Source organism: Allocoprobacillus halotolerans (genome assembly GCF_024399475.1).
GTDB lineage: Bacteria > Bacillota_I > Bacilli_A > Erysipelotrichales > Coprobacillaceae > Allocoprobacillus > Allocoprobacillus halotolerans.
Genome location: NZ_CP101620.1, coordinates 869,679 through 881,703, shown reverse-complemented (window position 1 = coordinate 881,703; position 12,025 = coordinate 869,679). Strand labels below are relative to the sequence as shown.

14 protein-coding genes are annotated in these 12,025 nt (G+C 29.9%); 12 read left to right on the top strand and 2 right to left on the bottom strand.

Features of this window, described 5'->3' with window-relative positions; all coding sequences use genetic code 11:
- Positions 1–152 precede the first annotated feature (152 nt).
- The 9 genes from ychF (at position 153) to NMU03_RS05300 (ending at position 7,714) form a co-directional block, all read left to right on the top strand.
- Positions 153–1,253, top strand: coding sequence for a redox-regulated ATPase YchF (gene ychF, locus NMU03_RS05335; protein WP_290141629.1), 1,101 nt, complete (start codon positions 153–155; stop codon positions 1,251–1,253).
- Entirely contained in the window at positions 1,253–1,978 is a 726-nt protein-coding gene (gene srtB, locus NMU03_RS05330) for a class B sortase (protein ID WP_290141628.1), read from the top strand. The genes ychF and srtB overlap by 1 nt, the downstream gene beginning before the upstream one ends.
- A gap of 112 nt (positions 1,979–2,090) precedes the next feature.
- Positions 2,091–2,216 (top strand): hypothetical protein, encoded by a 126-nt coding sequence (locus NMU03_RS05325; protein ID WP_290141627.1) that lies wholly within the window; start codon positions 2,091–2,093, stop codon positions 2,214–2,216.
- A gap of 155 nt (positions 2,217–2,371) precedes the next feature.
- A complete protein-coding gene (locus NMU03_RS05320; protein WP_290141626.1) occupies positions 2,372–4,372 on the top strand; it encodes an AAA family ATPase in 2,001 nt (666 codons plus the stop codon).
- A gap of 216 nt (positions 4,373–4,588) precedes the next feature.
- Entirely contained in the window at positions 4,589–4,735 is a 147-nt protein-coding gene (locus NMU03_RS05315) for a hypothetical protein (protein ID WP_290141625.1), read from the top strand.
- Entirely contained in the window at positions 4,735–5,055 is a 321-nt protein-coding gene (locus NMU03_RS17590; RefSeq protein ID WP_353956686.1) for a transporter permease, read from the top strand. The genes NMU03_RS05315 and NMU03_RS17590 overlap by 1 nt, the downstream gene beginning before the upstream one ends.
- Positions 4,988–5,392, top strand: a complete 405-nt coding sequence (locus tag NMU03_RS05310; RefSeq protein WP_290141624.1) for an SLC13 family permease — start codon at positions 4,988–4,990, stop codon at positions 5,390–5,392. The genes NMU03_RS17590 and NMU03_RS05310 overlap by 68 nt, the downstream gene beginning before the upstream one ends.
- Before the next feature lie 530 nt (positions 5,393–5,922).
- Positions 5,923–6,558 (top strand): 2-C-methyl-D-erythritol 4-phosphate cytidylyltransferase, encoded by a 636-nt coding sequence (gene ispD, locus NMU03_RS05305; RefSeq protein WP_290141623.1) that lies wholly within the window; start codon positions 5,923–5,925, stop codon positions 6,556–6,558.
- A 31-nt stretch (positions 6,559–6,589) separates the two neighbouring features.
- Positions 6,590–7,714, top strand: coding sequence for a glycoside hydrolase family 10-like protein (locus tag NMU03_RS05300; RefSeq protein WP_290141622.1), 1,125 nt, complete (start codon positions 6,590–6,592; stop codon positions 7,712–7,714).
- Between the two features lie 33 nt (positions 7,715–7,747).
- Here NMU03_RS05300 and NMU03_RS05295 read toward each other — a convergent pair whose 3' ends face one another.
- Entirely contained in the window at positions 7,748–8,770 is a 1,023-nt protein-coding gene (locus tag NMU03_RS05295) for an MmcQ/YjbR family DNA-binding protein (protein ID WP_290141621.1), read from the bottom strand.
- Between the two features lie 15 nt (positions 8,771–8,785).
- A complete protein-coding gene (locus NMU03_RS05290) occupies positions 8,786–9,391 on the bottom strand; it encodes a peptidoglycan recognition protein family protein (protein ID WP_290141620.1) in 606 nt (201 codons plus the stop codon).
- A gap of 303 nt (positions 9,392–9,694) precedes the next feature.
- On the opposite strand from NMU03_RS05290, the gene NMU03_RS05285 reads away from it, so the two are divergent.
- From NMU03_RS05285 to ssb, 3 genes are all read left to right on the top strand, one after another.
- Positions 9,695–10,966: a transposase gene (locus NMU03_RS05285; RefSeq protein WP_290138468.1), complete on the top strand. Its 1,272-nt coding sequence runs from the start codon at positions 9,695–9,697 to the stop codon at positions 10,964–10,966.
- A gap of 283 nt (positions 10,967–11,249) precedes the next feature.
- Positions 11,250–11,537, top strand: coding sequence for a 30S ribosomal protein S6 (gene rpsF, locus NMU03_RS05280; RefSeq protein WP_290141619.1), 288 nt, complete (start codon positions 11,250–11,252; stop codon positions 11,535–11,537).
- Positions 11,538–11,551: 14 nt separating this feature from the next.
- A complete protein-coding gene (ssb, locus tag NMU03_RS05275; RefSeq protein ID WP_087244236.1) occupies positions 11,552–12,007 on the top strand; it encodes a single-stranded DNA-binding protein in 456 nt (151 codons plus the stop codon).
- Positions 12,008–12,025: the final 18 nt, after the last annotated feature.

The following is a 12,025-nucleotide window of genomic DNA, read 5'->3' as shown; positions in this document are numbered from 1 at the left end:
TTTTGTTATGAGAAAGTATTTTAAAAGAAATATATATGGATTTATCTATATTATAAATTTTTAGTCATGAAAAGATAGTGATTTTAGATGAATAAGATTGCCTTTTTAAAGAAATTTCGCTAAAATGGAATGGAGTTAAGGAGTGATAAAAAATGGCATTAACAGCCGGAATTGTTGGACTTCCAAATGTTGGAAAGTCAACATTATTTAATGCAATTACAAATGCACAGGTTGAAGCGGCAAACTACCCATTTGCGACAATTGATCCTAATGTAGGTGTTGTGGAAGTTCCTGATTATCGTTTAGATGAATTAACAAAGATTTTTAATCCTAAAAAAACAATTGCGACAACTTTTGAATTTACAGATATTGCAGGACTTGTCAAGGGAGCAAGTCGTGGTGAAGGATTAGGAAATAAGTTTTTAGCGAATATTCGTGAAACAGATGCTATCTGTGAAGTGGTTCGTTGTTTTAGAGACAAAGATATTACACATGTTGATGGGGATGTTGATCCTGTTAGAGATGTGGAAACAATTAATCTGGAATTAATTTTTGCTGATTTAGAAACAGTAGAAAAGCGTATCGGTAAAATTGAAAAGAAAGCGAAATCGGGTGATAAAGAAGCCAAAGCTGAAATGGATGTTTTAGCACCATTAAAAGAAACTTTAGAGGCTGGAAAACCTGCCCGTATTATGAGTTTTTCTAAAGAAGAAATGGATATTGTGAAACAATATACTTTATTAACAATGAAACCATTAATTTATGTGGCTAATCTTGGTGAAGAAGATTTAGAGAATCCTGAAAGTAATCCTTATTATGTACAGTTGAAAAACTATGCAACAAAAGAAAATTGCGATGTTGTACCAATCTGTGCCAAAATTGAAAGTGAACTTGTTGGATTGGATAAAGAAGAAAAACAGATGTTCTTAGATGATTTAGGTATTGATGAAAGTGGTTTGGATAAATTAATCAAAGAGGCGTATTCATTGCTTGGTTTAAACACTTTCTTTACAGTTGGAGCTGATGAAGTGAGAGCCTGGACATTTAAAAAAGGAATGTTAGCACCGGAAATGGCAGGTATCATTCATACTGATTTCCAAAGAGGATTTATTAAAGCAGAAACATATAGTTATGATGATTTAATGGAATATGGAAGTGAGCATGCTTTAAGAGAAGCTGGAAAAATTCGTCAGGAAGGAAAACAATATGTAGGACATGATGGTGATATTATGTTCTTCAAGTTCAACGTTTAATGAGAAAGATTATTAGAAGAATACTGCTTGGTATATGTATTTGTGTTTTTCTTTTTTCAGCTTTTCAATTAGTAAAGATTTTCTATAATTACTATATGATTGAAAAAGAAAGTACTGAGTTAATTACAAAATATATTGAAGAACCACAAGAAGATAAAGATGATCCATTAAAACGTGTGATTAATTTTGAAGAACTTCAAAATATTAATGATGATGTGATAGGATGGTTATATATTCCTGGTACAAAGATTGATGAACCTATTCTAAAAGGAGAAAATAATGATACTTATTTACGTACAGATTTATATATGAAAGCAAACAATGCTGGAAATCTCTTTATTGATGAAATCAATTCAAGAGATTTTAGTGATGATAATACGATTATCTATGGGCATAATATGAAAAATGGATCACGTTTTCATGATTTAAGATATTTTGTTGAAAAAGATTATTTTGATGAACATCAAAAAATATATATTTACTTACCTGATGGAAGTATTAATGTTTATCAGGGGGTAGCTGCAGCCATCATTGATTCAAGAAGTGATTTGTATCAAAAAGGTATTGATTATACAGAGTATATCAGTCAAGTGAAAAGTGCAGCCTCTGTTTATCAAAATGTCAGTGAAGAACAAGTTCCTATGATTATGTTAAGTACTTGTTATACAGGAACAGAAAATCGCTATGTTGTTTATGGACAATTGAGAGAAAATACGAAGAGATAGTGTGAAAATTCATTATCTCTTTTTTATTTCCACAAGAAATTCACAACAATTTTATACAATACAAATGGAAAAAATAAATTTAAATGAAAATCCTCAGATGAAAGGTGATTATATGGCGTTTAATACACTTGTTTTTAATGATGAATTTGATGTTCAAATTGGAGCATCTGATATCGTGCCAGAAAACTTTAATTCAGCTGAAGCAATGTGGAAAATGATTCAAAACTTAAAAGATTAAAGATCTTAGACTGATAACAAAATACATAGGTTATCAGTTTTTTTGTATATAATTATTTTTGGAAAATAATACAAATCAATAAATTGATTAAATATAAAGAAAACGTTAATAATTTCAAATAGAGTTCATATGATAGAAAGGAAAAGAGGTGTAGTATGCTTACACAATTTCATGAACAGGCACAAAAAGCCATTGTGATAGCTGAAAGTATTGCATTTGATTTAGGACATAGTCATGTGGGAAGTGAACATCTGTTATTATCGTTATTGAAAATGAAAGATATACCCTTAACGAAGATGTTAAAAACATATCATGTGGATGATGATGTCATTTATAAAGATATTGTAAGGTTGTTTGGTGAAAAGGATATTCAACCTTTTTATATGGAGTATAGCGAAGTTGTGAAAAAGATATTAGAAATAGCCATTCAAATAACACATGAAAGAAAAGAGAATAAAGTTAGTTTAAATGTTTTATGTTTAGCTTTACTTCTACAAAGAGAAAGTGTGGCTGTTGAATTATTAAATAAATATCATATTCCATTTGATGAATTAAAAGAAAAATTGAGTGAAACACAGTCTTTGCTTTATGAATTAGATAAGGTTCATGAGTTAGTGAATTTTAATGAATTGGTCAAAAAAGAAAAACGTCTTATGATTGGAAGAGATCAAGAATTAGAACAGCTTTTTTTAACGCTATGTAAAAAGGAAAAGAATAATGTTTTATTGATTGGTAAAGCTGGTGTAGGAAAAACAGCATTAGTAGAGAAGTTAGCTTATAAGATTAATCAAAAAGAAGTTCCTGAACTTTTACAGAAGAAAGTGATTTATGAATTAAGTTTATCAAGTATTGTTGCTGGTACAAAGTATCGTGGTGAATTTGAAGAAAAGTTTAAGAAGATTATAGATAAAGTGATACAAGCAAAGGATGCCATTTTATTTATCGATGAAATTCATAATTTAATCGGAGCAGGTGGGGCAGAAGGAGCTATTGATGCGTCTAATATTTTAAAACCATTTCTAGCAAGAAAAGATTTAACATTGATTGGAGCAACAACAATAGAAGAATATTATAAATACTTTGAAAAGGATCAAGCAATGAATAGACGTTTCTCTATTTTAAAACTCAATGAAAATACGAAAGAAGAAACAAAAGAGATTCTTTTAGGATTAAAAAATCAGTATGAAAATTATCATCATATTCATATTTTAGATGAGCGACTTGATGAAATTATAGAACTCTGTGATCAATATTTACTATCTCGTGTTTTTCCAGATAAAGCCTTAGATGTATTAGATTTATCATGTGTAAAAGCATCATTTCAACATGCACAAAGTTTACAGACACAACATATTGAAAAAGTCATTGAAGAAATAACTGGCACAAGTTTACAGCATCTTTCTTATCGTGATATAGAATTAACATTGAATGAGCATATTATTGGGCAAGAATCAGCCATACATCAATTTATTGAATCTTTAGAATCTTTATCAAAATATCCGCATTCTCATCGTCCCAAAGGTGTCTATTTATTCACTGGTAGCAGTGGAATTGGAAAAACAGAAACAGCTAAGATATTAGCACAAGCGATGCATAAACATTTTATTAAATTGGATATGTCTGAATATAGTGATATGACAAGTGTCAATAAAATCATTGGTTCATCACCAGGATATGTTGGTTTTGATCAGCAATCTTCTTTATTTCATGATATGATTTTATATCCTGATAGTATCTTGTTGTTGGATGAAATCGAAAAAGCACATCCACAAGTTATGCATTTATTTTTACAAGTTTTTGATGAAGGTATATTAAAAGATAACCAGCATCATATTATTTCTTTTAAAGATACAATTATTATCATGACTTCTAATGTGACAAGACAAAATCAATCAGTTGTTGGATTTAAAAAGAAATTACCTTCACATCAACATTTAGAAACCTATTTTTCTAAAGAATTCTTAAATCGTATTGACGAAATCATTGAATATCAGACTTTACAAAAAGAACATCTTCAACAAATCTTATTAAATCAAACACCTGTTCCTTTAACAGATGATATGATTAATGATATTTTAAATGGTTATGATTTGCAACAAGGAGCAAGAACTTTAATCAAACAGATGAAGAAGTATCTAGTTTCTAAAAATAGATAGTATGACTGACATTTAATTTATGCAAATAAATTATTAACTGAATAAATAATAAAAATGAAAACACCATCAATGATATGGTGTTTTCATTTATGAGTGCAACTATCAGTTGTACGAATATCAAGAAATGATATTTTTATGACATATCAATTTTAAAATAGAAAAGAGATTGATACCTATAAAATTTATGTTAAAATAGGAGTCTATGAGGTGAGATATATGAAAAGAATATGGGGAATTATAAAAAAAGATACGGTTTTACTGATTGCTTGGATTTTAGCAATCTTATCTTGTTTCTTTGTGAAACCATCTTTATCTTATTTGGGATATATAGATTATACAACACTGGCTTTATTATTTTGTTAATGGTTATAGTTAATGGTTTACAAAATATTAAACTGTTTGAACAAGTAGCTATCTTTTTTCTCAAGAAAATCAAAACAACTCAACAGTTAGATATACTTTTAACAAGTCTATGTTTCTTTTTCAGTATGTTTATTGCTAATGATGTAGCATTAATTACTTTTGTACCTTTAATGATTGTTGTTTTAAAGATATTGAATAAGGAAGAAAGAGTTATACATATTGTTGTATTGCAGACTTTGGCTGCAAAAAAGTATGTGTACACCAATAGGCAATCCACAAAATTTATTTTTATATACATACTTTCATATGTCACTAGGTGATTTTTTAATAACCATATTACCTTATGTTTGTTTATCTTTTCTATTGTTGATAATACATATCTTTTTCAATCGTAATAAAGTGATAGAATCCCCTAAGATTTATCAAAAACAAGATACAAATATGACTTATTTATGGATATATTTATTATTATTTGTTTTATGTTTATTAAGTGTTTTACATCTTTTTAGTATTTTTTATTTATTACCAGTGATTTGTATTGTCTGTGGGTTAATGGATTATAAAACAATTCTTAAAGTCGATTATTTATTATTGTTGACATTTATAGGTTTCTTTATTTTTATAGGGAATTTAAAGAATATAGATGTTGTTGCTTAGTTTTTAAATCATATTGTTAATGGTTATGAAATAATAATCAGTGTTATCTGTTCACAAGTTTTTTCTAATGTTCCCACAACGATTTTATTATCAGGATTTACACAAAATATACATGATTTACTTATTGGTGTGAATATAGGTGGTTTAGGCACACTGATTGCATCTATGGCTTCATTGATTTCGTATAAATATATAGCACGTATTTATCTAAATTATAAATCTCAATATTTTCTGTCTTTTACAAAATCCAATATCATATATTTAATTATTTTGACTGCTGTAGCGTTACTTTGTTAAAAGGAAGTGTATTTTATAAAGTATTAAACAAACACTTTAACAATTAAAGATACAAAAACAATCCGTCAAGCTGTAGAATAGTGACAGTTTTCTAATCAATAAGCATCAGAACAATCAAACCATGGAATGCAGATGTTTGTAAAGAATTAAAAGTTATTTTAAATATGAGTTTTTGTCAAATAAAAACGAATATGATATGATAAAAGCAAGATGGAAAGAAAAGAGGAATGAAAATGTATAGTGTCATAATTTTATGTGCTGGTCAAGGAAAAAGAACAGGCTTAAATTATAATAAAATGTTATATAAGTTTCAGGGACAGACTGTTTATGAAATGACTTTACACACTTTTATGCAAGATCCACGTTGTCAACAGATTATCGTTGTGACAAGAGAAGATGAAAAAGAAACTTTTCAGCAGTTGTTAGATGATGAACGTATTCAATTTGTTGTTGGTGGAAAAGAAAGGCAAGATAGTGTTTTTCATGGTTTACAACATGTACAAAGTTCTTATGTTTTGATTCATGATGGTGCTAGACCTTATTTAAAACAACAACATATTGATGCTTTATTATTGGCTTTACAAGAACATCAAGCTTGTTTATTAATGGTTCCATGCAAAGATACAATTAAAAGAGTAGTCGATGGAAAAGTTGTAGAAACATTAAAAAGAGATGAATTGATGCAAGCACAAACACCACAGGCTTTTTCTACAAAGTTAATTTTAGAGGCATATACCCAAGCCATCCAATCAGGCTATCAAGCAACAGATGATGCGCAAATGGTTGAACATTTTACACAAGAAGATGTGTATGCTGTCATGGGGGATTATGAAAATAAAAAAATTACCACTGTTGAGGACTTAAAATAATGTTTATGAATATAATCAATGGGGTGGTTTTTTGAAAAAGAAAAAGCATAGTTTGTTAGTTATTGTTATTTTATTAAGTATATGTGTGTTAATTTATTTTTTATTACCCCATCCACCGTGTTCATTATCATCTTTTGATAAAAGAGCAGTCTGGTTTTCATATGGTAATTTAGAAAAGTTTTCATATGAATCTAAAGAAAGTTTTTCTGAAGATTTTTCACAAGCTATAGACAATATAAAAGAATATAAAATCAATACTATTATTGTTCAAGTACGAGCATTTAGTGATGCTTTGTATGATTCTAAACTTTTTCCATTATCAAAAATCATAACGCATCAAAACACTTTAACATTTGATCCATTAGAAGTGATGGTGGATATTGCCCATGAAAATGGGATGAATATTGAAGCATGGGTAAATCCTTATCGTATTTCACTCAATCGTGAAAGTTTTGAACAGTTTTTAAATGATTCACCTCATCATAAATGGTTAGAAGATGCAAATCTTACGATTGGATATGCGACTTATCAATATATTCTCAATCCTGCCAGTCAATCAGTCAGAGATTATATTGTTGATGGAGTAGAAGAAATTGTGGAAAATTATGATGTTGACGGGATTCATTTTGATGATTATTTTTATGTATCAGGAACACATGAAGGAACTTCTCAAGATGAACGTTTAGATTATGTCAATATGTTAATACAAGATGTCTATCAAAGTATTAAAGCCGTTAATAAAGATGTTGTATTTGGAATCAGTCCACAAGGTAATTATGAAAATTGTTTAAGTGATGGAGCTGATATTGATACATGGTTAGGGGAAGAAGGCTATATAGATTATTTAATGCCTCAGCTTTATTGGAGTGATTGTTATGGTGAAAATCAAGATACCATGTTTAGTGATCGTTGTCGACAGTTTGCAAAAATATCAAGACAACCAAGCGTTATGTTATATGCTGGTTTAGCACTTTATCGTGCTGGTGTGGGCGATGAAAATGATTTTGGATGGCAGGAAAGCCAAGACAATTTAGCTTTGCAGGTTCAAATTTTATATGAACAGGGATATAAAGGTTTTAGCTTATTTCATTATGATTCAATATTTGAAGAAGCAGGGCAAATAGAATTAAATGAATTATTAAAACAGCATCCTTAAAGAAAAGAACTCTCTTGTTGAAGAAAGTTCTTTTTATTGATGTAAGGCATTTTTGAGGGCAGGTGTCAATCTTCTAGGACCACGTAATGTCTTAATACCGTATCTTTTGAGTATTTCTAATGAATATTCATCAGGTTGATAAGTTTTTAATCGTTTGATTTTCATTATGCGATTGATTTGAAGATGCGAATCATGATAGTTATAGGGAATATCGATTTCAAGGACTTGGCATTGGTATAAAATATAAGCATAGGGTTTTGTTATATAGAGATAAACAACATCACCAACATACAAATGTGTAGACTGTTTCCAAAGCATTGTATCATCATGGTCGAAACAGTGAAACATATCATAATATTGTGGATTGGCCGGAATAATCCAGTCATGGACAGGATGAGTGAGTTGATAACTTTTGTCAATGCATGAGATAATATCTTGATCTAAAAGAGTGTCATCTAGAGAAATGGTTATCCAATGTTTTTTATTCATGTGGTAAGCAGGATAGAAACCATTTTGTTGAATGAGATGGGAAATGTCTTCTTGATTTAATTTAAGATTAATGACTTCTATGTTTTTATCTTCACCATTTAATTTCTTTTTATTGATATTCATAATTAAAGCGAACCATTTTTGATTGTCAGGATGTCTGAAGATTCCTGATTCAAAGTCGTTTTCCCATGGGAACTGGGGAGATACATGATATTGATTATTTATGTATTGGCTTATTCTATTTGTTTGAGGAAATATGAAATCTTGAGGGGTTGTACATTGTTCTTTTATATCATTGAAAATAGCTAGAAGTTCTTCTCTCACTTGTGTGACAAAATCTCCAGCTTGTTGTTTGATACGAAAATTCGTATATTCTTCATGAAAAGCTAAATCAATAACTTGGGAATGAATATTGCTGTGACTATCAATTGTAATAATAACTTGAAATGTATTGTTTAATAGATTTTGAGTATAGATATATTGATTTTCTTTTTTAATAAAACCATAAGGAATTAATTGATTAAAATTAATTTTTCTTTTTTGAAAGATATCTACTTCATTCCACATATAAGTGCCTCCTTTTTATAGTGAATCTAAAAACTCTTGCCATTTATCTTCGTAATCTACAAAATATTTAGGGCAAATCTTACCTGTGATATCATAGTGTCTAATGACATCTTGGGATTGTAAGTGATAGGTATTCATTAAAGAACGAACTAATATTTGTAAAGATTGATAAGTCTTTTCATTAAACTGACCACTTTCATCAGGATGGCAGCACTCAATAGATATCGTATCATTATTACGATGATTTGAAGCATAAGCAACTTCGTTGAGTGGAATGCATTGAATGACTTCACCTTTTAAATCAATAATAAAATGACTTGATGCTGAAGTTGTATGTGTGTGTTTTAGGTTTTCAAAATAATCACGATTATTTTTAGCAGTTGAGCCAGGATTAGCAGTATAATGAATGACGATAGCATTAACTCTGCGTAATGATTTTCCACTTCTTGAATAAGGATTTGGAGTTAGAAATTGATGTTGGATAGATAAGCCATCAACTTGATATTCTTCAACATCATTATGATGCTGTTGAGAAATGAAATAAGTTCCTAGTCCTATAATCAGCACAAGTAAAGTTATGAAAAGAAGTGGTTTTTTCTTAATTTGTTTTCTTTTTGTCATATTCTCACCTCGTATTCACATTATGCCATGCCTGATTCAAAAATGTATAAATATTTGCTTAAGATTTTATAAATGATATGGATATTATAACATCTTTGAAAACGAAGGCATACAAAATAAATGATTAAAAAAAGCTGATTTTAAGTGGGTTAAATGCCTTATATTTGAGTTTCGGTAAAAAAATAAAAAACAGGTAAAAAGTTATTCACAAATTGCCTGTTTTGCTTTATTTATAAGGAAAATCAGCCTCTAAAATGTTATAATAATTTTATCTCAATAAACAAAATTTAGGAGGGATTTTCCATGAGTTATTTTACCACAGATCTATATGAAACGAAAAGAGAAATTGTCAATTTTTCTAATAAATTATCAGACAGTCTTGATAAACCTGCTGCCAAGTTTGTCATGGACATGATGTTTGGTCTTGCAAGAAGTCAAAGTGTTCTACTTAGCGATATTGCCAGAGCTCTTGATGAAAATATCAAGCTCAATTATACAATTGACAGATTATCCAATCATTTGGCTCAATTTGATGATGAAGCAATGAACCAAATGAAATCCAATTATAATGATATGGTTATCAAGCATCTTAGCGAAGACAGGATCATTTTACTTGATAACAGTGAAATCATCAAAAAATATGGAAGAAAATTTGAAGATCTTTGTATGGTCAGGGATGCTTCCTCACTTAAGGATGACATTTATCCTGGATACCATGTATGTGAGGCAACTGCCCTCACACAGGATCAACATCATCCAATATCTTTGTATAGCCATATCTATTCAACTGAAAGTGAAGGATTCAAGTCAATGAACGATGAAACAATAAAGAGCATAAAATATGTCAAATCTCTCATTCCTGAAAGATGTACATTTGTATGTGACAGAGGATATGATGCCAATGTATTTTATGATTACTTCATAGATGAAAATCATAATGCAGATGATTTCATCATCAGACTCAAAGAAAATAGAACATTATTGTTTAAAGGGAAGCCAAAGAAAGTAGGAGAAATCGCCAAAAGAAGAAAAGGCAAGATTAAGATGAACATGTATTTTTCTAAGGAAGACAGTGAAGTCTATGTATCACATACGAGAGTGGAACTGCCATCACAAAAGGGAAGGATATTAAATCTAGTCATTGTGTATGGATTAAGTGAAGAAAAACCGATGATGCTTTTAACGAATAGAGAGATCAGGAATAAAAGAGATGTGCATAAGATAGTGAGGGCATATATGTCAAGGTGGCGAATCGAGGAGAAATTCAGATTCAAAAAGAATCAGTATGGTTTTGAAAATATAAGAGTAAGGACGATGAAATCAATAAATGTATTGAATACGATATTGATGATGCATATAGGGCATATAACACTGTTGGCAGAGAAAGTAGACAAGAAATTACTGGTCATAAAGATGATAGAGAGAAGCAAATCGCTTAAAGGAAAGAGATATTACTGGTGCTATCAGATCAGTAAAGGGATACAGGAAATATTAAAATATGCACAAAAGGGAATCAAGGAGTTTCAAAATATAAGAGAGAAGCAGGAATACAGGCAGCTGCAACTGAAACTATAAAATGAACATATAGTAAATAATAAAAAAGGTCATGAAAATGACACTTTTTCAGCTACAATAAAAAGAGAACAAAAACAAAAAAGATGATATAGATAAGAAAACAAGGGTTATGACAATAAACAACAAGACATACCCTTCAAAAAAGAATGCAAAAAACCGAAAGTCAAACCTTATAAGATTGACAAAAATAGGGATATGTGGTACACTACCTGAGCATGTAATATATTTACTGCCTGTCTATATGAAAAATATAGACCATTAGACCATAGGAGGAGGTAAAAAGATGAATAAATACGAAATCATGTTTATTGTAAAACCTGATGTTGAAGAAGAAGCAAGAAACGCATTAATCGAAAACTTCAAAAGCATTTTAACAAATGGTGAAGGAACAGTAGATAATGTCAACGAATGGGGATTACGTGATTTTGCTTATGAAATTCAAGATTACAAAAAAGGATATTATGTTGTCGTAGATACAACAACTACTCCTGCAAACATCTCTGAATTTGAACGTATTTCACGTATTAACGCAAACGTTATCCGTCACATGACTCTTAGAAGATCTAAATAAGAAGGTGAATTCTGATGATTAATCGAGTTGTATTAGTTGGAAGAATGACCAGAGATCCTGAACTCAGAAGAACAAATAGTGGTGCTGCAGTGACAAGTTTTACTTTAGCACTTAATCGTAATTACAATTCAGCTGATGGACAACAAGCAGATTATATTAACTGTGTTGTTTGGAATAAAGTTGCTGAAAATGTAGAAAGATATTGTTCAAAGGGATCATTAGTTGGTGTAGAAGGTAGACTTCGTTCACGTAGCTATGATAATGCACAGGGTCAAAAAGTATATGTAGTTGAAGTTGTTTGTGACAGTGTACAGTTCTTAGAAACAAGAGCTGCAAGAGAAAGAGCACAGCAACAACAACCTCAAGTTTCACAAGATAACTTCTATGATATGAAAACAGTAGAATTGGAAAAAGATTTTGACAATTCTTTTGATTCTTTCGATATTATGGAAGACGATATTCAATTTTAAGGAGGAAATGGTTTATGG